This is a genomic window from Nonomuraea sp. KM90 (assembly GCF_052246675.1).
In the GTDB taxonomy this organism is placed as follows: Bacteria; Actinomycetota; Actinomycetes; order Streptosporangiales; family Streptosporangiaceae; genus Nonomuraea.
In genome coordinates, this window is the sequence record NZ_JBQQCB010000096.1 from 18689 (window position 1) to 41884 (window position 23196).

Annotated in this window: 19 protein-coding genes; 10 read left to right on the forward strand and 9 right to left on the reverse strand. The window is 69.6% G+C overall.

Features of this window, described 5'->3' with window-relative positions:
• Positions 1-6: 6 nt before the first annotated feature.
• Complete coding sequence (locus ACTWPW_RS47955; RefSeq protein ID WP_443172717.1) at positions 7-906, reverse strand: WD40 repeat domain-containing protein; 900 nt, start codon at positions 904-906, stop codon at positions 7-9.
• A gap of 109 nt (positions 907-1015) precedes the next feature.
• Between ACTWPW_RS47955 and ACTWPW_RS47960 the strand changes: the two genes are divergently transcribed.
• Complete coding sequence (locus ACTWPW_RS47960) at positions 1016-1189, forward strand: hypothetical protein (protein WP_375117202.1); 174 nt, start codon at positions 1016-1018, stop codon at positions 1187-1189.
• 432 nt (positions 1190-1621) lie between these two features.
• Here ACTWPW_RS47960 and ACTWPW_RS47965 read toward each other — a convergent pair whose 3' ends face one another.
• Positions 1622-2194, reverse strand: coding sequence for a hypothetical protein (locus tag ACTWPW_RS47965; RefSeq protein WP_443172718.1), 573 nt, complete (start codon positions 2192-2194; stop codon positions 1622-1624).
• Positions 2195-2625: 431 nt separating this feature from the next.
• On the opposite strand from ACTWPW_RS47965, the gene ACTWPW_RS47970 reads away from it, so the two are divergent.
• Both ACTWPW_RS47970 and ACTWPW_RS47975 read left to right on the forward strand, forming a co-directional pair.
• A complete protein-coding gene (locus ACTWPW_RS47970; protein ID WP_443172719.1) occupies positions 2626-3105 on the forward strand; it encodes a DDE-type integrase/transposase/recombinase in 480 nt (159 codons plus the stop codon).
• Positions 3092-5164, forward strand: coding sequence for a SpoIIE family protein phosphatase (locus ACTWPW_RS47975; RefSeq protein WP_443172720.1), 2073 nt, complete (start codon positions 3092-3094; stop codon positions 5162-5164). The genes ACTWPW_RS47970 and ACTWPW_RS47975 overlap by 14 nt, the downstream gene beginning before the upstream one ends.
• Positions 5165-5887: 723 nt before the next feature.
• Here ACTWPW_RS47975 and msrA read toward each other — a convergent pair.
• From msrA to ACTWPW_RS47995, 4 genes are all read right to left on the reverse strand, one after another.
• Positions 5888-6394 (reverse strand): peptide-methionine (S)-S-oxide reductase MsrA, encoded by a 507-nt coding sequence (msrA, locus tag ACTWPW_RS47980; protein ID WP_443172721.1) that lies wholly within the window; start codon positions 6392-6394, stop codon positions 5888-5890.
• A gap of 9 nt (positions 6395-6403) precedes the next feature.
• A complete protein-coding gene (msrB, locus tag ACTWPW_RS47985; RefSeq protein ID WP_375117197.1) occupies positions 6404-6871 on the reverse strand; it encodes a peptide-methionine (R)-S-oxide reductase MsrB in 468 nt (155 codons plus the stop codon).
• A 542-nt stretch (positions 6872-7413) separates the two neighbouring features.
• Positions 7414-8607, reverse strand: coding sequence for a cation:proton antiporter (locus tag ACTWPW_RS47990; RefSeq protein ID WP_443172722.1), 1194 nt, complete (start codon positions 8605-8607; stop codon positions 7414-7416).
• Between the two features lie 158 nt (positions 8608-8765).
• The gene (locus tag ACTWPW_RS47995; RefSeq protein ID WP_375117195.1) at positions 8766-9233 is read right to left on the reverse strand and encodes a YkgB family protein; all 468 of its coding nucleotides are present in this window, start codon (positions 9231-9233) and stop codon (positions 8766-8768) included.
• A 1066-nt stretch (positions 9234-10299) separates the two neighbouring features.
• Between ACTWPW_RS47995 and ACTWPW_RS48000 the strand changes: the two genes are divergently transcribed.
• Positions 10300-11046, forward strand: coding sequence for a transposase family protein (locus tag ACTWPW_RS48000; protein ID WP_443172723.1), 747 nt, complete (start codon positions 10300-10302; stop codon positions 11044-11046).
• Positions 11047-11341: 295 nt separating this feature from the next.
• Here the strand turns inward: ACTWPW_RS48000 and ACTWPW_RS48005 are convergent, their stop codons facing one another.
• The gene (locus ACTWPW_RS48005) at positions 11342-12625 is read right to left on the reverse strand and encodes a serine hydrolase domain-containing protein (protein WP_443172724.1); all 1284 of its coding nucleotides are present in this window, start codon (positions 12623-12625) and stop codon (positions 11342-11344) included.
• A 182-nt stretch (positions 12626-12807) separates the two neighbouring features.
• Between ACTWPW_RS48005 and ACTWPW_RS48010 the strand changes: the two genes are divergently transcribed.
• From ACTWPW_RS48010 to ACTWPW_RS48020, 3 genes are all read left to right on the forward strand, one after another.
• Positions 12808-13482, forward strand: a complete 675-nt coding sequence (locus tag ACTWPW_RS48010) for a helix-turn-helix domain-containing protein (RefSeq protein ID WP_443172725.1) — start codon at positions 12808-12810, stop codon at positions 13480-13482.
• A 293-nt stretch (positions 13483-13775) separates the two neighbouring features.
• Entirely contained in the window at positions 13776-14135 is a 360-nt protein-coding gene (locus ACTWPW_RS48015) for a Tn3 family transposase (RefSeq protein WP_443172733.1), read from the forward strand.
• A 293-nt stretch (positions 14136-14428) separates the two neighbouring features.
• Entirely contained in the window at positions 14429-15442 is a 1014-nt protein-coding gene (locus ACTWPW_RS48020) for an RNA polymerase subunit sigma-70 (protein WP_443172726.1), read from the forward strand.
• On the opposite strand, the gene ACTWPW_RS48025 is transcribed toward ACTWPW_RS48020, so the two are convergent.
• Both ACTWPW_RS48025 and ACTWPW_RS48030 read right to left on the reverse strand, forming a co-directional pair.
• Positions 15387-15938, reverse strand: a complete 552-nt coding sequence (locus ACTWPW_RS48025; protein WP_443172727.1) for a dihydrofolate reductase family protein — start codon at positions 15936-15938, stop codon at positions 15387-15389. The genes ACTWPW_RS48020 and ACTWPW_RS48025 overlap by 56 nt on opposite strands.
• Positions 15939-16384: 446 nt before the next feature.
• Positions 16385-18187 (reverse strand): hypothetical protein, encoded by a 1803-nt coding sequence (locus ACTWPW_RS48030; RefSeq protein ID WP_443172728.1) that lies wholly within the window; start codon positions 18185-18187, stop codon positions 16385-16387.
• A gap of 97 nt (positions 18188-18284) precedes the next feature.
• Here ACTWPW_RS48030 and ACTWPW_RS48035 point away from each other — a divergent pair, with 97 nt between their 5' ends.
• The 3 genes from ACTWPW_RS48035 to ACTWPW_RS48045 all read left to right on the forward strand — a co-directional run.
• Positions 18285-21611 (forward strand): CHAT domain-containing protein, encoded by a 3327-nt coding sequence (locus ACTWPW_RS48035; RefSeq protein ID WP_443172729.1) that lies wholly within the window; start codon positions 18285-18287, stop codon positions 21609-21611.
• A 151-nt stretch (positions 21612-21762) separates the two neighbouring features.
• A complete protein-coding gene (locus tag ACTWPW_RS48040; protein WP_375117187.1) occupies positions 21763-22278 on the forward strand; it encodes a hypothetical protein in 516 nt (171 codons plus the stop codon).
• 4 nt (positions 22279-22282) lie between these two features.
• Positions 22283-23196: hypothetical protein (locus ACTWPW_RS48045; RefSeq protein WP_443172730.1), on the forward strand; the 914-nt coding region annotated here is incomplete at its 3' end.

Here is a 23196-nt window from a genome sequence, read left to right on the forward strand (position 1 = left end):
GTGGCCTCAGGAGCACGCGCTGGAAGGCCCGTCGGGGGCGATGCGGCTCCACTGCTTCTGCCACACGGGTCCCGCCTGGGCGCAGAGCGCGCGAACCGGGTCGCTGTGCGCCCGGGGGTCCCAGAATCGGATCGTGCCGTCGTCGGAGGAGGTGGCCAACCGGCCGTCCGGGCTGAACGCGACGGCGAGGACCTGATTGTCGTGGCCGATGATCGGCGCCCCCACCTGCGTCCCGGTCCGCGGGTCCCACAGGCGCACCGCGCCGTCGCGGTGCCCAGTCGCCAGCAGGCGGCCGTCCGGGCTGAACGCCGTTCCTGACGTCCCCGGCTGACCTTCACCGGCGTCCAGCCTGGCGACCTGGGCACGACTGCTCACATCCCATACATGGGTGCCGTCCGCCACCGCGGCCAGCAGTCGGCCGTCGCGGCTGAAGGCCAGCGAGCGCGCTCCGTAGTCTTCGTCGTCGTCGAGTGGCAGCTCCGCCACCTGGCGGCCGGTCGCGGGATCCCACAGTCTGATCTTGTTCTCCTTGCCCGCCGTGGCGAGTGTCCGCCCGTCGGGGCTGAAGTCGATCGCTTGCGCCACGAGGTGCATCGGGATACTGCGGACCGCGCGAAGGGTGCGCGTATCGACCAGCACCACCTGGTCTCCGTGGTAGGAGGCGGTGGCCAGCAGCGAGCTGTCGGGGCTGAAGGCCAGCACCTTCTCCCCCAGGAGCAGGTAACCGTCTGGAGACCCGACGACCGCGCCGGTTTGCGGGTTCCAGAGCCGGACGTTGCCGTTGTACTCGCCGGCGGCCAGCAGACGGCCGTCGGGGCTGAGAGCTGTCGCGCGAATCAGTTTGTCGGGGTTGACGGCCGGCCGCCGGTCGAGGATCCGGCCGGTTCGCGGGTCGATGAGGCGCACTCCCTCGGAGTCCGAGGTGGCGGCCAGCAGGCCGCCGTCGGAACTGAAGGCGAGCGTGAAACTCCGTCCGATCGGCCCTGGGCCTGCGCCCGCGTGACCGCCCGTCGCGGTGTCCCACAGCCGGAGACACCGTGGAGCGTCCTACACGCTGGCGGCGTTACGCGCCGTGCCCGTGCTGGCCGGCGCGGCGAGCAGCGGCAACGCCGCCGGAATCCCGGGCATCACCGAACGCCTGGTCAAGCTGCGGGAAGCGGCGGCAGACGTGCGACGCACGCACCGCTGAGCCGACCCAGCGAGCCCCCGCGCGGACTTCCCGCGCGGGGGCCTCCGCACGCCCCGGAAGATCACCCCGGGAGATCACCCCGGCCCCTGCCGGCGTCGCCGGCGGACGTACCTTGGTCGCGCATTGTCCGAGTGGTTCTGATCTTGTCTGGTGGTCGTAGGGTGTGCTGGTCGGCGCACGGGCGAAGGCTCGCCGGTGCAACGCGAAGCCTCCTTGTCGTACGAGCTGCGGCCAACGGCACGAACTGACCTGCGTAAACGAATGGGCGCCGGGCATCACGCCGGGGCCATTCCTGCATCTGTGGAAACCGTTTCGGATAAATTGACGTGGTTTCCATCCCTCCTACGTTGTCGCGTCCAGCAACAACGTTTCCGGGAGGGGTAACCGCGCACCGCGTCGACCATCGCCTCGGAGCTCGTCGTTACGCCCTTGCTATGGTGTTGCGTTGGCGCAGATGGCATGCGCCTGGACAAATACTAGTTGCCCCGGGACATCGGTGACTTCGACAAACCATCCGGATCCGGTGGCGTCGGAGAAGTCGTGGTTTGCAGTGGTGGTTGGTCCATCAGTTCCGCCCGGTATAAGGCGGAAACCTCCACCGGTCACGCTTTTCCCTTCTGGGCATCTTGCTGTAGCTTCACAGGTCCTGTCATTAGCTGCGCACTGTGTCATTCCCACTACGACCTCGTAGCCGGTAACGCCGTTCGTCGGCGGCGTGGTGGCCTGCTGCGCGCTCTGTGTGCAGTTGTTGGTTTGACTGGTGGTTACCTGGTTATGGTCGCCCTTGACGGAATTGTTGTTACGTGCCCCGGGAAGGCACAACACCGAAGGCGCTATGTTCGGGTTCGGGATGAGATTCGGGAGGACATTCGCGTTCGGGACGACGTCGTCGACGATATCGATGATCGGGTGAGGGTCTGCCAGTGCCGACGATCCGCTGCTACCGACAATTGTGCTAAGTGCCGAGAGAGCCAGAACTGCGGCGAATTTTCCCATCTTGTGCATGTAAATCTCCTGTTGCGCGCGTCCTCTTACCCGCGTGAAAAATAGCTCTTAGTGATTGCCGTTCACTCGGTTGACACGCCTCGCCAGGGCAATTGATGAACGTTTTGCGACTTGCCGTAGCGGAAGCTTCTTGCTCCGCGGTGCTGCTGTCGGTGGCAATAGAGTTGGCCAGTGCCAGTGGAAATGGCCCAGCGGTGGCCGGAGTCCCCTGAAGTTCGGACACGTGTCCACGAAGCGCTCACCACCCAGGCCGTGGCGCCACCGAAGCGGGCGCGCAGCAATCGGCCACGGCGGCGGGTGGTGGACGAGGTCGCGCCGTTGATCGACGCCATGTTGCGGGCGGAGATCCTGCTCAAGGGAGCGGTAATCCATGAGCGCCTGGTGGCCGGCTACGCCTTCGAACCGGCAACTATCAGCGGGTCAAGATCTACTTGCAGGAGGCGCGCCCGAGGATCGCCGCCGAACTCGGGATCAGTCCGGGCGAAGTGGCGGGGCTGCATCGCCGGTTCGAGGTGGTGCCGGGCGCTCAGGCGCAAGTGGATTGGGGTGACGAGGGCAAGATCTTGGCCCATGTCGGGATACCGAAGGTCTACTCCTTCCACATGACCTTGTCCTACTCGCGGCACCCGTTCTGCTGCTTCACCACCAGCCAGGATCTGGCGACCTTCTTCGACTGCCACCGCCGGGCGTTCGAACACTTCGGCGAGGTGCCGATGTCGATCGTCTACGACCGCACCAAGACGGTGGTTCGCCGCCACGTCGCGCCAGGTGAGGCTGTTCCGTTGCATCCGAGGCGGCGTCCTTCGCCGGGCATCACGACTTCGACCCCCGATGTGCCGGCCATCGTCGCAGGTCATTGGCGTCTATGGATGGCCCTGACACGGGAATGGTGTGGACATGTCCACACCTGAGGATGCATCCGACGGCGCGCTGGAAGAACGGCTCCCGGCGATCGTCGTGGCCGACGCCGAGGGCACGGTGACCGGCTGGACGCAGTCGGCCGAGGACCTTCTCGGCTACCGCGCGGCCGAGGTTCTCAACCGCAGCGGCTCCCGCCTGCTCATGCCGGAGGGCCTGGAGCCGCGCGCACCGGCCTGGAAGGACAGGTTCGCCGGCCAGGAGCGCTGGTCCGGGCTCTTCGAGGCCCGGCGGCGCGACCGCACCCGGATCCTCGTGCACGTCGAGGGCTCCCGGCTGCGCGCGCCGGAGGAGAAGGCCGCCTGGTTGCTGGCGATCACGCCGGTAGCCTCGGGCGCCCGGACCGGGGCCTGCACACTGCTGACGTCGCTCATGAGGCGCACCCCCGTCGCCATGGCCATCTGGGACCGCGACCTTCGCTGCGTCTGGCTGAACAACTCCGCGCGCAATCTCCAAGCGGTCTTTCCCCACTACGAGGTCGGCCGCGCCCTGACCGATCCCCTGCCCGGAGTCGACACCCGTGCCGCGCAGGACGCGATGCGCAAGGTGATCGCCGAGGGCGTTCCGCAACTCGACCGCGAAGCCCGCTGGACCTCTCCGGACGGCAGAGAGGAACGCACCCTGTCGACCTCCCTGTTCCCCCTGCAAGGCTTGGCGGGCCGGCCGCTCGGCGTGTACTCCGTGGCCATGGACATCAGCGACAGCCGGGCCCGCGAGCGCCTGGCCGTGCTGCGAGACGCCAGCGTGCGCATCGGCAGCACGCTCGACGTCTGCAAGACCGCCCAGGAGCTGGCGGACCTCGCCGTGCCGTTCCTCGCCGACTACGTCACCGTCGATCTCGCGGAATCGGTCCTCCCGGACACCGTGCCCCTGCAGCGGCTCGCCGCCAGGGACCAGAGCGTCCCCGTGTTCCGCCGGGCGGGCGTCGCCTCGGTCCACGACGGGATCCCTGAGTCCCTCTGGGCGCTCGGGCAGGCGGTCTTCGTGCCTCCGTCCTCGCCCTTCACCCAGGTCATGGCCTCGGGCCGCGCCCACTTCGAGCCCGTGCTCGACACCTCGCCGGGCACCTGGCTCGACCAGGATCCGGAACGGGCCAGGGTCATCCAGGCCACGGGGATGCACACGTTGATCATCATTCCGCTGGCTGCCCGCGGCGACGTCCTGGGCGTTGCCGTGTTCGTCCGCACCGACAACCTGGCGCCGTTCACCAGGGACGACCTGCTACTCGCGGAGGAGCTGGGTGCCCGGACCGCGCTGAGCATCGACAACGCCCGCAGGTACACGCGCGAGCGCACCGCCGCCCTCGCGCTGCAGCGCGACCTCCTGCCGGCCAACCTGACGGGCGGCGGGGCGGTCGATCTGGCCTCGCGCTACCTGCCCTCCAGCATCCACGAAGGTGTCGGCGGCGACTGGTTCGACGCGATCCCGCTGCGCGGGGACCGGGTCGCCCTGGTCGTCGGCGACGTGACGGGGCACGGTATCAACGCCGCGGCGACGATGGGACGCCTGCGCACCGCCGTGCGCACCCTCGCGTACGTGGGGCTGCCGCCCGACGAAGTGCTCGCCCACCTCGACGAACTGGTCGTACGCCTGGCGGAGGAGGACGCCGACGACAGTCGCCCCTCCGACGCCACGGGAGCCACCTGCCTGTACGTCGTCTACGACCCGTCCACCCGGCTCTGCACCATGGCCGCGGCCGGGCATCCACCCCCCGGGATCGTCACCCCGCACGGCGAGGTCACCTTTCCCCGCCCGCCCAGCGGCACCCCGATCGGCCTGGGAATGGGCTCCTTCCAGTCCCTTGACCTCGAACTCCCCGAAGGCAGCCTGATCGCTCTCTACACCGACGGCCTGATCGAGACCCGCGAGGCCGACATCGAGGCGGGCATCGACCGCCTCGGCGCCGCCCTGGCCCGAGCCACGCTGCCGTTGGAGGACTTCTGCGACACGGTCATCCTGACGATGACGGGCGGCGAGCCGTCCGAGGACGACGTAGCACTCCTCGTGGCCCGCACCCGCACCTCGTCCGGTGACGTCTTCGGAGCGGTGTAAAGAACTCGACGAGGTGGATGCCGTGAGTGAATCTTGGGCGGCCTCGGTGACGGGTGCCAAGGCCCTGTCGTCGGTCGGGTGGAGCTGAGTGGGCGGGTGGAGGGAGTGCCCGGCGGAGGTCTTGCAGGAGGCGAAGGCCCTTGCAGGTGAAGGGTGTCAATACTCCGTTCACGGTCGTGAGCTGCGGGTTTGTCATGGCTTCCGGGTCGGAGCAGTGGTGGGGGTCGGGCATGCTCGAGGCTCGTGACGCTCCGTCTCTTGAAAGCACCGCAGCGGCGGCGCGGCTGCAGTCCGAGGTGTACTGACGTGTCAAAGAAGCGCGTGTCCGGCTGCGCGTTCTCGGTGCCGTCGACCGGCGAGTCCCGGCGACGGCGTCCTCTCCGTAGAGGCGAGCGCCAGCGGGCCGCATCTCGTCCCCGGCCTTGAGAGACTGGCGGCGCGCTCAAGCCGCTCCGGGTGGTCCTCGTCGACGAGCATGCCCGGCGTCACGTCCACGGCTGGGAAATGCAGAACTGCGAGTAGTACGGCCATTCCCACATGAACATCGCGCGGGTCGTGTCGAGCGCCGTAGCCACGCCGGCCACGGCGCGGACCCGTCGCGGGACGGGCTCGACGTGGCCGATCCCGGCGATCGCCTCGGGTAGTCACGCACGGGGCCCTGCTCGCCCGCGTTTTCCCGGATACGCGCCGGCGCGCGGACTCGGGGTCCGCGCGCCGGAGGTGTCAGGCCGTTTCCCGCTTCGGGAGCTTCCACCCGGGACGGGGGAAATGGCAGGTGTAGCCGTTGGGGTACTTCTGCAGGTAGTCCTGGTGCTCGGGCTCGGCCTCCCAGAAGTCGCCCGCCGGGGTGACCTCGGTGACGACCTTGCCGGGCCACAAGCCCGAGGCGTCGACGTCGGCGATGGTGTCCTCGGCGACCCGCTTCTGCTCGTCGCTCGTGTAGAAGATCGCCGAGCGGTAGCTGGTACCGATGTCGTTGCCCTGGCGGTTCTTCGTCGAGGGGTCGTGCACCTGGAAGAAGAACTCGAGCAGCGCGCGGAAGTCGGTCTTCTCGGGGTGGTAGACGACCTCGATGGACTCCGCGTGGGTGCCGTGGTTGCGGTAGGTGGCGTTCGGGACGTCACCGCCGCTGTAGCCGACGCGCGTGGACACGACGCCGGGCTGGCTGCGGAACAACTCCTCCATGCCCCAGAAACAGCCGCCGGCGAGGATCGCCTTTTCGGTGGTCACGTCATCTCCCTACTTGTCGTCGATGTCACTCGTGAACAGGGTGCGGTATTCGCCGTACCCCTCCTGCTCCAGGTCGTCGAGGTGGATGAACCGCAACGACGCGGAGTTGATGCAGTAGCGCAGTCCGCCCCTGTCAAGAGGACCGTCGTCGAAGACGTGACCGAGGTGGCTGTCCCCGTGCAGCGAGCGGACCTCCGCCCGGATCATCCCGTGGCTGAAGTCCTTGCGTTCGACGACGTTCGTCTTGGCGATCGGCTTGGTGAAGCTCGGCCAGCCTGAGTGGCTGTCGTACTTGTCGACCGACGCGAACAGCGGCTCGCCGGACACGACGTCGACGTAGATGCCGGGCTCGTGGTTGTCCCAGTAGGCGTTGGCGAACGGGCGCTCGGTGCCGTCCTGCTGGGTCACGCGGTACTGCTCCGGGTCGAGCCGTGAAACGGCTTCCGGGTTCTTGTGGTACTGGATCTGCCGGGGCACAGCTCTCCATTCCCGGCCTTTCGGCACGAAGCTGGGGAACCAGGTGAGACACTCCTGGACGCGGAGATAGAGACACTCCATGGGCCGGTTCTATTCCTACGGACGGCCGCTTGCCCGATCGTTCTGCTTTGGTAAGGACCGGGTTTCCACGATCAGGTCGAGCAGCGTCCGCAGGGCCCGGCTCGGCATGTTACGGCCCGGGGGCGACGGATCGAGAGCGGCCACGTCACGCCCCGGTCGCGGAGCGGCACCGCGACCGTGCCGGGCGAGGCGAGCGGCACGACGTCGGGCACCACCGCCTGCGCCGCCCCGCCGGCTGGACGACGGCCAGGTGGCCTCGGTGGGCCCGGCCGCCGAGCAACTCTTCCCGCTGTACGCGCCCTCCGGCTAATGGGCCTATCTGGTTAAGTGCGGCTCTTGGTGCGCGTCAGGTGTCTGCCACTGATGTGCCGCTGCGGGACCTCTGCTGATGAGCGGCAGCCACAGCCCGAACCTGGCCCCGCGTGGCAAGGCCTCGACCGTGAGGGTGCCGTGGTGCGAGTTCATCGGGCGCCGCCGGTCTGGATGGTGGAACGGCCCAGCAGACGCAACGCCATCAAGGGGAACACGACCACCGACAGGAGGCCCGCTGCCACCAGCGCGGCGGCGTTCTCCGGACGAATGGCCTCCAGCTTCAGGCCGATCGTTGCCGCGGCCACGATCACCGGCAGCGATGTGGCCTGCAGGAGCCCGCTGGCCAGCACCTCCGCGCGCGACAGACCGGCAGAGCGGTAGGCCAGTGCGGGAAGTCCGCGAACCAGGAGCAGCGCGGCCAGGAACATCGGCACCCGCAACACCGTCTCGGCGTCGGCGAACAGGGCGCCGAGATCGAACTGGATGCCGCTTGTCACGAAGAACACCGGGACGAGAAATCCGTAGCCCAGACCCTCGAGTTTGATATGAAACTGCGGGTGGGTCTGTTCCGCGTCGGGGTCGATCAACCGGAGCACGGCTCCCGCGATGAAGGCACCGAGGATTGCCTCGAAACCCAGATGCAAGGCCATCGCGGACAGTCCGACCACGAGGAGCATCGTCAAGCGGACCCGGACCTGCGCACTCGTGTCCGCCAGCATCTCCACGGCCCGGGACAGCCACATCGAGCGCCCCGCCCGCATCGACGCCAGCACAATGAGCACCGCCAATCCGGCAAGGCTGAGGAGCAGCAGCAGCTTGGCGCCCGGGCTCGACGAATGCTCGGAGAAGAACAGCGACAGCAGCACCACAGCGCTGGTCTCACCGGCCGAGGCTCCGCCGATGGTCAGCTGGCCGACCGGTCGGTCAATCGCGCCGACGTCCTTCAAGATGGGCACCAGCAAGCCGAGTGACGTGGCTACCAAAGCAGTGCCGACCAGCAGTGGGCTCTCGACCAGCCCCGCTACGCCCAGCAACAGGCCGACGATGGCCGCCAGCGCGAGCGTCCCGACGAGGCCGAGGCCGACCAGCCGCGCCCGCGGCCCGCGCAGTTGCCGGATGTCGATCTCAAGTCCGGCCAGGAACAGGAGGAAGCCCAAGCCGATGATCGACAATGATTCGACGGCGGCGTCCACCGTCACCACGTTCAACACCGCCGGGCCGAGGACGACACCTGCCACGATCTCGAGGACGGCGCCGGGTACGGGCAAGCGCGGCACCATGGCGAGGAGGAACGGGACGCCGGCGGCCACCGCCAGGACGATCAGCAGGTTGTCGTACGACATCAGATACTCCGGTGGTCACTCGGCGGGCCGCACACGCCGACCGGTCCCCCACCGACAGGCCTCATCCGGCGGTCACTCCTGTGGGGCATGGGAACGTCACGTGGACGGCGCGTACCGAGCGTGCCGCCCGGCGGGGCTGAGCCCGGAGGTCTCGGCCACTATCGGCGCTGGGCGGCTTGCAAGGACTCGGCGAGTGTTACGAGGGAGGCCCCCAGAAGCACGCTGTCTTTGACCAGGAACTGTCCCACCATGGAGAGCTTCGGAGCCCCATGGTTTTCCTGCCAAACCCCCGGCGTCGTGGCCAGGAAACTGAGGGTGCCGGCGAACATGGCGACCGCTCCGAGGCTGCCGAGCACCGAGGCCCTGGGGTTGAGCGGCTGCACCGCGATCAACGAGCCCATCGCAATCTCGGTCACGCCGATGAGTCTCGCCAGCTGCTTTTCGCCCAGCTTGTCGACGAGCAGCGAGAACAGCGGACTGGATGCGACGAGCGGGCGGATGTTTTCGACCTCGTAGTCTTCGAACTTGAGCCGCCCGATCCAGACAAGGTTGAGTGCCAATGCTGAGCGGATCACCGAACGTCCCACGGTGTGAATGTTCTTGGTGGCGATGAATTGCATCCTCATGCTGTTATCCCTTCAGCCGTCGTCCCGTGGGCCACTTGGGATCCCGATACTTGTCCGGCTGGTGTCCTGCGTGAGCAAACGCTCTGCCATGCCGGCGCACGGACCGGCCACAGCCGCCACGCCGGCAGCCGACGATTATCGGCGAATCGTATTCGGATCATGACGATTCTCCTGTCCCCTTGGACCCTTGAGACGGACGGGGCGATCGCGAGGCCTCCCAGCTTCCGCCGCCAAGGGCTCGCTGCTCGGATTCGCCGCGACACAACCGAAGCGCTTACCTCGGCGTGGGGTCCCGGTTGGGCAAAGTGGAGTTGCTTGAGTATGGTGCCCAGGCACCTCGTCGCCTACCGACGGCGAAGTCAAGCCTTGGCGATGGTCTGTTCAGGCACAGGCCGAGCCACCGAGGACCGAACCACGACAACGTACGCCGATCGGTCGCCGGGCGCAGGGACGGCAGTTGGCTGGTGGGGTCGTACATGCTGGGAAGGGTCCAGCGAGCATCTTCAGAGCAGGCCCTGGGCGGTGTCCGGTTGACCTGCCGTGGTGATAGGGCCATGTGCCGTATCACGTCCCGCCGAAAGTTCGCCGGAGCCACGGGAAGAGAGAGATCCTCTGGAAGGGGTGTCGTGCCTCTGCGAATGAGGCGCTCCGCTCCGGCAGTTCCTCGCGTTCCGCCTGGAGCACCGCCGGTGGTTCGCCCATCGACCGTCAACGCTTGACGCGGACGGGAACGGAATGGATATAGCCCCGGGCGTTGCGACAATTCCCTGTTCCGCCGGTGATGGCGACATCGACCGAGGATGGGGCTGGCAGCTGGAGCAGCGCCTGCGAGGTGAAGTTTTCCTCAGGTAGGGCGAAGGTTCCCACGCACTGGAGCCGGCCCGGGTTGAGGTGAACGCAGGTGCAGATCACACTGAGGTGATCTCAGCGAAATAGTTCGGGCGATTGGGATTTTCAGGACGCCGCCAGTGGCATTCCAGGCCTTCGGGAGGAGTCGCCGAAGGCCAGAAAAAGACGTGGAGCCCCCGGTAGAAGAGCTCTCACCATCAACGCCGGAAGGCTCCACGTGATTGCTCATCGTGCCACGCTCGATGTCTCGCGCGCACTCGTTCAGTACGTCGCGCGGCTCCTGCACGACGAACGCCGACGGCGTGGCACTCCGAAAAGCAGCCGAGCCCTGAGCCCGTTTCGGCAGGCGATCATGGCGCTGCGCTGGTTCCGCGGCGAGCGCGACATCCCCAAGCTCGGCCGCGACCATCATGTCTCCCGCGCCACCGCCTACCGCTACATCCACGAAGGTATCGACGTTCTAGCAGCTCAAGCACCAAATCTGCACGAAGCCCTCGACCGCGCCCAAGCCGAAGGACTGGCGTACGTGATCCTCGACGGGACCCTGATCCCGATCGATCGCTGCGCCGAGCAGAGGCTCAGCGTCAAGGGCGAACCGATCGACGCCTGGTACTCCGGCAAGGCCCACCAGCACGCCGGCAACCTCCAGGCACTGTCGGCGCCCGGCAGGCTGCCCTGGTGGATCGCCGAGGTCGAGCCCGGCTCCGTCCATGATCTGACCGCCGCCCGCGCACAGGTGCTGGGCGCGCTGTACGCCGCAGCCGCAACCGGTCTGCCCACCCTCGCCGACAGCGGGCGCTCAGCTCGGTCGCCGGAGGGGATCGCATCCTCGGATGACCTGACCTTGGCAGAGAGGGCCGGGATCCAACCCCCGGTGGAAATGTCGCCGGTTCGGTTCGGTCCGGGTGCCGTGGGGTTGAGGGTGGGCTTACCGGGCGCGGGTTCTGCACCGCGGGCCGTCTGAGGGCGCGGCCGGCTCAGGCGGCCGTGGTGGGCCCTGACGAGGCGGGGAAAGCCGCCGTGATCCGTTCGGCCTGCTCGGGTTGTCCGGCCGGCGCGCCGGCCGCTTGGGCTACGACGACGCACACCATGGGCCGAGCAGGCATCCCCTTGGTCGGCTTCGTCTTTCACGGGTTTGTCGACCAGTTGTGCCTGCTCGGCTCGGTGCCCGCGCCTCGTGGCCTACTTCGCGCTCTACCTGATGCACGACCGCAAGGGGTCTACTTCAAGATGTGCGCGCCCAAGGTGCTCGACCCTGTCTACTGAGCCGGCTTGGCCTTGTCGGCCGACCCGGCCTGCCCGTCGCAGAACACCTGCTTGAGCAGGTTGTCCCGCGCCTTCGGGAAGGCCTCTGCCAGATCGGGTGCAGCGTCCCCGAAGGTGATCGAGGCGGTCCAGGTCTTCTTGCCGTCGGGGGTGCCGTACATCACCGCCACGTAGCCCCCCGCGGTGGCCCCGTTGTGATGCAGGACGGTGCCGCAGTTCGGGCCCAGGTCCTGCACATATGTCCCGAGGCCGTATCCGCCGAAGGGGCCGGCGCTCTTGGGGTGCGTCTTACGCATCTCGGCCAGCAGCTTGGCCGGCAGGAGCTTGCCGCCGTTCAGGGCAGAGTAGAACGTGGCCAGATCCTTGGTGGTGGAGATCATGTCACCGGCGGCGGCCACCATGGAGGGGTTCTGGCGGGTGACATCGATCACCCTCCACTGGCCGGTGGCGTCTTGGTAGCGGAAGTAGCCGTGGGGGTGCGGCTGGGGGAGCTCCGGCGAGGCGCCCGGCAGCACAGTGCCGCGCAGCTTGAGCGGCCCCAGGATGCGCCGCTGCATCTCCTCGGCGATCGAGCGGCCGGTGACCTTCTCGATCAGTAGCTGGGCCAGCGTGTAGTTGGTGTTGGAGTAGCTCCAGCTCGTCCCCGGCTCGAACTTGGCCGGCCTGGACAACCCGAACCGCACCAGCTCCTCCGGCTGATAGGTCTTGAAGCGGGCGTCCGCCCACTCCTTGCCCGCTGCGGGGATCCCCGGCTCGACCGACCCGTCGGGGCGGAACTCGCCGGTGTAGGCGTACAGGCCGCTGGTGTGCTGCAGCAGCATCCGCACCGTGATCCGCCGGTCCAGCTGGAACTTGGGCAGGTAGTCGGCCACCGGTTTGTCCAGTCCGATCTTGCCGTCGGCCACCAGTTGCAGCACCAGGGTCGCGACGAAGGTCTTGGTGCTGCTGCCGATCCGGAACCGCCCGTTCGCCGGCGGCTTCGCGTTCGCACCCAGCTTGCGCCGCCCGGCGCTGCCGACCCACTCGCCCCGCTCATCGTGCACGCGCGCCTGCACGCCGAGGAAACCGGCATCGACGATCGCCTGGATGGCCTTCTGCAGTTCCGGGCGGTCCTGCCCGGCAGCGGCCTTCGGCACGGCCTGGCCGTCCGCGGTGGCCGAAGCGGGTGCGGCCGCCCCGGCCAGCAGCGCGGCCGCCAGCGCCGTGACCGCCACTCGCTGGGAGACCCGCGGCCTCCGGACCCTGTTTCTCTTGGCGGTATGGCGAGATTCACTCATGGTCGGTCCTCAATCGCGATAGTACGTGTTCTGTGCTGCTTGAAAGCTATGTTGCATTCGAAATCGCGTCAATCAACTGAAACGCGTTGTCCCAGGTAGAGGCCGGAAAATTGGCGCAATGACGCTGCGCCCGAAAGCAACACCCTGTTGCAATGGCTGACTGTGAAGGCAATACTGACGGCATGCCAGGAGAACGTCTGACCCAGCAGGACCGCCAGCGCATCGCTGCCGGGCTCACCGACGGGCTCTCCTACCGCGAGATCGCCAGGCGGCTCGACCGGTCGACCTCGACGATCACCCGAGAGATCGCACGCAACGGCGGCCCCACCGGCTACCGGCCCCAGCAGGCACACCAGGCGACGATCCAGCGGGCGCGGCGCGGCACACCGGCGCCCCCGCGCGCGGACACACCGCCGGACGCCCCGATGGAAGAGGAACTCCTCGAAAGGGCGATCAGGGCGGGGATGCCGAGGACAGCCGCGCGCGTGCACCACGACCTGGCGCTGTCCGAGGACGGCCGGCGCACCGCCGCCGAGCTGACCCACCGGCTGAAGGTCAGCCCGGCCTCGGTCTCCTTGGCCGTGAACTACCTGCTCCAGCAGGGATTCGTCCGTCGTGAGCGAGATCCGCGGCGGCGTCGCGACATCTACGTGATCGACGACGACGCCTGGTACCGCGCGATCATGATCAGCGAGCGGCAGACACTCGAGACGGCGCGGGCCACGATGGCATCGGCCAAGACCTACGGGCTCGACAGCCCCGTGGGGCAACGGCTGGCCAAGACGGCGGCGTTCCTGGAACGCGTCAGCCTGGACATCATGGAATCGGCCGAGCGCTGGCGCACCCTCCTGAGGTGACGGGACTCAGCGAACCACCTGGGGAGCCAGGCTGACCGGTTCCCGCTGATCGTCACCGACCCACCCCGACGCCAACCTGCATACAAAGATCCCGCCGGCGCACGGCTTGGCGCTGGAAGCCGTGCGCCGACAGGAGCAGGCGACAGCCCCTGACAGTGTCCATATGAACAGCGACATCGTGTTCGGCCTGCTGCACCTGCTGGGGCCGCCAGTACCGGCCCCAGCCGGCCAACCTGCCAGATCAGCGGTTGTGGCGCATCGACCCCGACCGGATTACCCAGCACTGGGAGGACATGTGCCGGCAACCCGGCCTCCCTCGGCGGCGTGAGATCAAGTCCCGGGCGACCCTCACCGAGGGGCTTCACGACCTGGCGCGACGCGTGTTTCATGGCAAGAAGGGCGAGGTCACCAAGGCCTACTACGACGGCATGGAGGGCCGGCTGTCCGCGTTGGGCCTCGTGCTCAACTGCATCGTGCTGTGGAACACCGTCTGCATGGACCGCGCCCTGGCCGAGCTGTGCGCCCAGGGCTATCCGGTGCTCGTCGAGGACGTGCCGCGGTTGTCGCCGTTCGTGCGCCACCACATCAGCATCGACGGGCACTACAGCTTTCACCTACCCGACGTCGGGCGGCAGCCACCGTCCGTCGCGTGACCCGGACGCCGAAGACGACGCATAGGGCTTCCCGCCGGCCGGCCGGGATCGGCCGCTGCACTGGGCGATCAACCAGATCAGCCAGATCAGCCATATCCGCCCGATCTTTCCCCGGTACTACGGGGACCCCACCTCGACATCGAGAGTGTGCCCGACCGGAACGCGTACCCTGGATCGACCCGCCCCATCCGGCCTGACGAACGCCCCGGTGTCAGCGGCTTCACCGCTCAGAAATCCTCCGCCACGTCGTCAGTTCTGGTAGCTCCTAGCCACCCGCGGAAGGATTGACGACCATGACCGACGCCAGCCTGCTCGGCAACGACGAGGCCGCGTTCATCGCGGCGGCCCGTTCGAACGACGCAGCACAGTTCGCGCTCATCACGGAGCGCTACCGGCATGAGCTGCAGGTGCACTGCTACCGGATGCTCGCGAACTACGAGGACGCCCAGGACCTGACGCAGGAGACGTTCCTGCGGGCGTGGAACAAGCGGGAGTCGTTCAAGGGCCACGCTGCGCCGCGGACCTGGCTGTACCGGATCGCGACGAACGCCTGCCTCGACTTCCTGGAGAAGCGCAACGACCGCACACCCGTGCCTGCCGAGCTGCCGGGCTCGGGCTCGGGCTCGGAAGTGCACTACCTGCAGCCCTACCCGGACCGGATGCTCCCGGAGGACCCGCAGGAGTCGGTGGTGGCGCGGGAGACGATCGAGCTGGCATTCATCGTCGCCGTCCAGCATCTGCCGCCGCGGCAGCGGGCGGTGTTCATCTTGCGCGACGTCCTCGGCTGGCCGGCGTCGCAGGCCGCCAACGCCCTCGAGCTGACCGTCGCATCGGTGACCAGCGCACTGCAGCGGGCGCGCGTGACGATGCGCGAGCAGCTGCCCGACCGCCGCCTCGACTGGCGGAGCCCTGCCACGCACGAGCTGTCGGATGACGAGCGGAGCGTGGTGAAGTCGTATATGGACGCCCATGAGCGCAACGACCTCGACGGGCTGATGGCCCTGCTGCGCGACGACCTGCGCTTCGCGATGCTGCCCGATCCCGGCACCTTGGTCGTCACGGCCAAGGACGCGGTGGACGGCTGGGTCTCCGGTGGACTCTTCCAGCGCGGCTACGACGACTGGCGCTGCATCGCCACGACGGTCAACCGCATGCCTGCCGCCGTGCTGTACCGCCGCACCCCCGACGACCCGGAATACCGTTTGTTCAACATCGCGGTCCTGCACATCGTCGACGGGAAGATCGCCGAGCTCACCGGATTCGACGCCACCGACAAACCATGGCTGAGCCTGCCCGCGACGCTGTGATGGGACAAGTCCGCATCGTCGATCGCAAGGAAGGGCCGGGAAAAGGTTCCCTCATCAGCCCCGTCTCGTATCGGGTCATCACCACGCCGCCGGGAAATGTCCGCGTCTCGACCAGGCTCAGGTTCACCCAGTTGTCCAGGGCGGTGAAGAACGGCGTGCCGCCGCCCACCAGGACCGGATGGGTGACGATCGTGTACTCGTCGATCAGCCCGGCCCGCATGGCCGCCCCGGCGAGCGTCGCGCCGCCGATGTCCACCGGGCCGCCGTCCTCGGCCTTGAGCCGGGTGATCTCGGCGACCGCGTCGCCGAGATCACCCGGCGGGTGTTCCAGTCGACCTTGTCGATCGTCGATGAGAACACCACCTTCGGCATGTCCCGCCAGAGACGCGCGAACTCGATCTCCGCCTGGGTAGCGTTGCTGGTCGCCGGTCGGCCAGTGGGAGCTCATCGCTTCCCACAGCCTGCGCCCGTACAGCGACAGCTCGCTCGCCCGCATCTGGTCGTACCACCACTGGAACAGCTCGGCGCTCGGCGATGAGTCCGGTCCCTCCCCCACTCCAGCGGAGGTCGTCGCCGGGCGCGGCGATGTAGCCGTCCAGGCTCAGGTTCATGCCGAAGATCAGTTTCCGCATCGTGCCAGCCTTCTGTGAGGCGATCTCACACGTACTGACGGGCGCGGCGCGGAAACCTGATCGGTGCGCGATCTGCGTCCGCAGGTAGTCCTCGCGTTCCGGACTCGGCACGGCGTACTCGGCGGGATCGAGCACCACCGACCGGATTTCGATTTCACCCTCGCAAATGCCTGGTCACACAGCCACAGCGCCGGGTCCTCTCACCGCGCTGGAGATAGCCAAGCAGTTCCCGGCGGCGTTCGCGCCACCCCTGACCCAACGGCTCCCGCGGCCGGTCCGATTCCGCTCACCCGTTCGCGGGCGGCGTCCATCACTCCCTCTTCTGCGGGCTGAGCTCGGAGGACAGCAGGAGGTTCAGGTGGGTCTCGACCGCCGCGATGATCTCGGTGACGCCCGTGACGAAGGCCGGGTGCGCCCTGCCGAGGCGCGGCTCGGACGGCAGCGCGCGGGCCTGCCGGAGCCGCTCGGACACGGCCGCGCCGTCGCCGTTCGCGAGGGCCACGGCTCCGGCGACGACGCGCGCCCACCTGGTCAGCCCGTCCGGTGCCGCGGACGGGGCCAGCAGGGCCAGCTCCCTTGCGGCGGCCCCGGGCTGGGAGAGGTGGAAGGCGAGGATCCAGGCGGCGCCCGTCCTGCCGAGATTCTCACCCTCCGTCTCCCCCAGCACCCGATACCTCTGGGTGGCGTCGCGGAACTCGTTCAGGGCGTCCTGCCACTGGAACGCATAGCTGAGGACGACCGCGCGGCCGGCGGCCAGGTCGGCGCGGGCCAGGTCCTGGTGGCGGCGCAGGCCGTCGCGGAGGCCGGCGGGAAGGCGGCCTGCCACCTCGCTGTCGACCAGGTCGATCGACTGACCGGCCGCTTGCGTCCAGCGCAGCGCCTCCAGCCCGGCGAGCGGGCGGGAGGAGCCGGGCTTGAACGCGTACCTCTGGCCGGGCGCGGCGTGGCCACGGGCGCCGAGCACCGCCATGCCGAGGCAGACCCGGACCGGCGTGTAGTCGACGTGCCCCGGCCGGCTCAGGAAACCGTCGTAGAGCCAGGGTCCGAGCTGGTGAACCCGGGTGAGGGGATCCCAGAGCACCGTCTGCGCGTACATGCGCTCCTCCAACTGCTCCAGGCGCGAGCCCATGGAGGTGAGATGGTGGACCAGGACGAGAACGGTCTCGGCCCCGATGAGCACGGTGGCCGCGACCAGGAGGTCGTGCACCGGGTGGAACACCGTGACGATCCAGAACGGGAGCAGCCCGAAGCCGGTGAGCACCCGCAGCAGTTGTGTCACCAGGCGCCAGAGCCCGAGATCGTCGTAGCGTCCCGTCCACGCGAACACCGCGACCGCCGACAGGATGGCCCCGCCGAGCAGGCCCGTGAGATAGGGGGCGGAAAGCCAGCGCTCCACCAGCCATGCCCCCGCCCGACCGCTCGCCACCAGCGCGGCCGCGGCAGACGCCGCGGCCAGCGCGCCGCGGCACATCCGCCGGACCCACCGGTGCCTGCGCTGTGCCACGACGGTGAGCGTGCCGAGCTGGACCGACACCAGCACCGCGCAGACCGCGCGCAGGCCCAGGTCGGGCCCGTCGAGCGTCAGGGCCAGCGCGACCAGCGGGGAGAGCGCCGCGGCGGCTCCTATGACGGACCAGAACCAGTCGACGGGCATCGGCGGCACGACGATCGAGCCCCAGCGCCCCATCGTCCTGGCGAAGGCGGTGAATGACCACCATCGCACCGGACGGACGTGCACAAGCCTGACGAGCGCCCCGGCCGTCAGCGGCGCCGCCACGGTCAGCAGCAGCGCCGGGTCGGGCAGGACGAAGGAGTAGGCCAGCGCGGCACCCAGCGCGGCGCCAGGCAGCGGCACGAGACCCGCGAGCACGGCGACGGGCACGAGCAGCCGTGGGTCCGGCCACCGCAGCGGGGCGGCGGCGAGCACGGCGGCGGCACCCCACGCGAACGCGGGCAGGACCAGCGGCGCCAGCCGGCTGCCCGGCTTGACGAGCAACTCGAGGAAGAGCAGGCGCGGGTCCTTCTTCCGCGCGCGACTGCGGCGCAACATCAGCAGGCACCAGCCCGCGAGCCCGGCGAGCCCGAACCCGGCGAGCTGGAGGAAAGTGGGCACGATCCAGAGTCCCGCTACGGGGTACCGGATTCCAGGGCATTGACCGGATTCGGACAGTGACTAGGTGAGTGCTCCGGGGAGCTGTCACGATGAGCGCGTGCGTCTCTGGCCGGTCGTGTACGCAGGCATCGCGCTGCTCCCTGTGCCCCTGGCCGGGTGGGCCGTGCTGCGCGGGTCGCCGATCCCCGCGGTCCTCCTCCTGGCCCCTGCGGTGACGATCACCGCCATGAGCCTGGGGTTCCTCTTCGTGACGCGACGGCTGTCGCCGCCCCAGCGTGCGCGTACCTTGGCGGCCGAGAGCCAGGGGACCTCGCTGGCGTACCTGACGGCGTTCAGCGTGCTCGGCGCGTGGCTGGTCGATCTGTGGGACGCGAGCACGTGGCTGCACCCGTACCAGTTCTGGCTGGCGCTGCTGCTGGCGGCGCAGGAGCTGACGCGCGTGCGTCAGCTCGGCGGCCCGGTCGGCGTGTTCGTACGGGCCTCTCTCGACAAGGGCCTGTTCGTCTACCTGATGGGGCTGTTCCACGACGGCGAGAGGATGGCGGTGTTCGGCGCGCTCGTCGTGGGGTTCTCCGTGCCGTTGCAGGTCATGGGCCTGCGGCTGTTCGCAACGCCGCAGGCGATGCCGCGCAGGCTCGACGCCCAGCGGTTCAGCGACGGCGACGAGGACTACCGGGGGCTGGTCCTGCGGACCTGGGTCGCGAGCGCCCTGCTCCGGCGACGCTCCCCGGTCGCGGTCCTGCTCTACCGCCTGCTACGCGGGCCCCGGCTTCGCCCGCGTACATTCGACCACCGCAGGTTCGCGGAGGGCACCCGCCAGTACTCCTACGACCTGCGCGCCGAGCGGCTGGAAGCCTGGCGGCGGCTGCCGCCTGACCTGTCGCTGCCGCACACGCTCTGCCACGAAGGCCGGCTGGCCGTCCAGTCGAGCATGCAGAGCAAGGATCTGGAGGAGATCCATCCGACCGTCGCCAGGGCAGGGGAGGCGGCCCTGCACTGGCCGGAGCTGGCCGAGCGGCTGCTGCGCCTGGCGCGGTCGCCGGTCGTGGAGACGACGCCGGCACTGGAGCGAGCCGTCGACCTCGGCGATGCCCACGTGGCGCAGGCCAGGGGCGAGATCATGTACGCCCTGGGCCGCAAGGAGGAGGCGCTGGCCGAGTTCCGCCGGTCGTGGCGCCTGCGGCTGGCGCACGGGCTGGTCAACGTCGTGGCCGGCGAGCTGTCCACCCAGGGCATGGCCACGGTCACCGCCCCGATGTCACAACTCATGCTGCCCCAGGACGCCCTGGCCGAGCTGCGGCCACTGCTCGACCGCCCGGGGCTGGTGCCGGCCATGCGGCGCATGCTGCTGATCGCCGTCGCCTCCTGTCAGGAAGCCCTGGGCGAGCAGCGGCTCGCCGAGGAGACCCGTCGGGCGGCTGCGGCGGTCCGTCCCCGCCGCAGGGACCTCGTCGTGATCAACAGGGAGGCCCGCCAGGCAGGCGATCTGCGCCAGTCGTGGCGGCTCTACCAGAGACAACTGGTCCTCTACGAGTGGAGCGACGTCACCACGAGCCTGCGCACCGCCGACCCCTACGACATCGATCTGGGCGAGCAGCACATGCCGCCGCTCGTGCTGGCGAGGGAGTATGAGAGCGCCCAGGTCAAGGCGCTGATGGAGGCCGGTGTCAAGAGCTGGATGCTGGGCGGCCACGCCGAGGGCGCCGGGCTGTTACGTCAGGCGGCCGACATTCTGGAGAGCGAGGAGCAGCCGATCCAGGCGTATCTGCTGCTCGTCGACATCGGGCTCGCGCTGCGCCGGATCGACGCCCGCGCCGCGTACGACACCCTGGCCCGCGCGCTGGACCTCCATCAGCGGCTGCGTGCGGTGACGCGCGACTCCGAGCTCAGGCTGACGGCCGGGGCCCCGGCCGAACGGCTCGTCTCCGCCATGGTCACCCTGCTCGCCGAGGCCGGCGCGCGGCCCGGCGAGGGCTGGCCCGAGTCCCGCGGGGGGACGGTCTTCCAGCTCTCCGAGATCGCCCGGTCCCGCGTCCTGCTGGATCTGCTCGGCGAGCGGGCGGGCGCGCCGAAGCACGGCGAGCGATCGGGCGCGCGGAAGCACGGCGAGCAGGCGGGTGCGGGCGAGCACGGTGACCCCATGACCTACGCCGAGCTGCGCGAGCTGCTGCGGGAGGAGGATCTCGCCACGAAGGGACCGGGTCGCGCCTACCTCGCCGAGTACTTCCTCACCCCGGGCCAGGCCGTCATCATGATCGCCAGTGCCGGCGACCCGGAGCCGGAGCTGGTGACCGTGCCGTGCCCGCTGACTTCGGTCAGAGAGCTCGTCACCGAGCTCAGCGCGACGCTGGAGGCCGCACCCCGCGACCCCGCCGCGCTGGCGCGTGTCTCCACGCTGCTCGCGGACGAGCTCCTGGTGAACCTCGTGGCGCCGGTCGCCGAACGGCTCGCGCCCGGCGACCGGCTGTGGCTGGTGCCGCACGACGCGCTGCACCGGGTGCCGCTGCACGCCGTGGACCCGCGCCTGGCCGGGCACCCCGTGGCGTACGTGCCGAGTGCCTCGCTGCTGCGGCACTGCCGGGCCGGGCGCGGTGGTCGCCGCAGACGCGCACTCGTCGTCGCCGACCCTCCGGCGGCGGCCCCGCTGACCTTCGGCGCCACGCAGGCCGCGCTCCTGGCGCGGCTCTTCGCCACGGAAGTCCTGGCGGACGCGCAGGCCACCGGCGCCCGGCTGACCACCAGGCTGCGCCGCGCCGCACCGGACATCCTGCACGTGGGCGCGCACGGGGTGTTCGACCCGCGGGCGCCGATGCGCTCAGGCGTGCTGCTCGCCGACGGGCTCTTCACCGCCGAACGTTTCCGCACCCTCCACCTGTCCGGGATACTCGTGGTGCTCGCCGCCTGCCGCAGCGGCGTCACGGCCGCCCGGCCCGGGGACGAGCTGCTCGGCCTCGTCCGCTCCGTGCTCAACGCGGGAGCCCCCGCCCTCCTGGTCAGCCAGTGGACCGTGGACGAGCTCGCCACGGCCATGCTGCTCGGCCACTTCTACGAAGGGCTCGCCGCCCGGCGCAGCGCCGTCGAGGCGCTGAGCACGGCCCAGCGCCTGCTGCGCGAGACCACCGCCGACGGGGTGCTCGCCTACCTGCGCTCCGCCACGCCCCAGGTCTCCGGCGACGGGCGGGCCCGGCTGCGCGTAGCCGAGGCCAGGATCCGGCTGGCGGCCCGCGACTTCCCAGGGGCCGCCGCGGCCTGCACCGCCGCCCTGGAGACGCTCACCGACTCCGACGTCCGGCACACGGCCGAGACGCTGCGGCAGCGGGCGCTGCTGCTCGCCGCCACCGGGGCGGCTCCCGACCTCACCCGGCCGGTGTACGCCCACCCCTTCTTCTGGGCGGCGTTCGTCCTGATCGGCGACTCGTCCTGAACCCATGAGCTTTCTCGACCCCGACCCGACCCATGAGCTTTCTCGACCCCGACCCGACCCGTGAGCTTTCCCGACAGACCCGACCCGACCCGACCCGACTCGTGAGCCTTCCCGACAGACCCGGCGCGGTGCGACCCACAAGGAGGACGGTATGACGCCGATCAGATCGGCCGGCGAGCTGATGGCGGTCGACTACGGCAGCGCGCCCGCGGGCGACGCCCCCGGCCGCAGCGACCTCCCCCTCGTGGCCGTGGACGACGAAGGACGACCCCGCTGGGTCGTCGGCCCCGCCGGGCCCGCCCCCGCGGTCGTGATGTCGCCCGACGACGACGTCACCGCGCTCGCCGCCATGCCCGGCGTGCTGCGCCTGCTCAACGACGGGCTGCCCGCCGTCCTGGTCGTCGACGGCGACCGCCTGGTCGGCGTGCTGCGACCGGCGGCCATCCGGGCGGAGCTCGCCAGGATGCTCGACGCGGACGGCGATGCCGTCGGTACCGTCCTGGACGCCGACTGGGAGCTGTACGGCCCGCCCAACCAGCCGGTCCACGCGATCCGCATCAAATGCGCCCGATGCGGAACCGTCAGCGCCCTCCCGGAATACCCGACCCCCGACGGTCTGTGCCCCGCAGGGCAGGACCACGCGCTCGTCCCCGACTGGGAGGGCTGAGCCCATGGGGCTGCTCGACAGCACCGCATCGCTGCTCGACAGGCGGCAGCTCACCACCGTCTGGGTGCCTCTGATGGCCTTCCTCGCCGGGGTGGCCGCCGTCGTCGCCACCGGCACCGGCTGGGACACCGCACTGGCCTGGTGGAACGGGCAGAGCGCCGAGAGCCGCGTGCTCGTCACCCTCGCCGTCGTGCTGGCCACCGTCATCGCCGGCCACGTCCTCGGCGCCGGCCAGGCCGGCCTGATCCGGTGGTACGAAGGCCACTGGCCGCCGTGGCGGCTCCTCGGTCCGCTGCGCATGCGGTTGCTCGCCCGCGAGCTCGTCCGACAGGCGGCGCGGGGCCCGCACGACCCCGAGCTGTTCCTCACCTATCCCCGATCGGCGAGCCGGACGCTGCCCACGCGGCTCGGCAACACCTTGCGCGCCGCCGAGGAACACGGCGACCGCTACGGGCTCGACGCCGTCAGTGCCTGGCCGCGCCTCTACACCGTCCTGCCCGAGACATTCCACGCCTCCTACGCCCAGGCGGCGGCGTCGCTGGAGGCCGCGGTGACCGTCAGCTTCCTTGGCGGGCTGTTCGCCCTGGTGGGCGGGGTACTCGGGGTGCTGCTCCTGTCGGGGGCGGGCGCCGCCGCGTGCGTGTGGGGCGGCGGGCTGGTCGCCGTGCTCGGTTACCGCACCGCCGTACGGGCCGCTCGGCCGTACGGGCAGCTGGTACGGGCCGCCTTCGACGTGCATCGCTTTCTGCTGCTGGAGGCCGTACAGCTTCGCCTGCCCGCCGGTCCCGGGCGGGAACGTGAGCAATGGGAGCAGCTCGGCAAGGTGTGGTACCAGGGAGCGCCCGACTTCGATCGGGTCTCGGCGCTGGGCTACCCGGGCTCGGACCCCAGCCCCTCACCCGCCCCCCGGCCCACAGC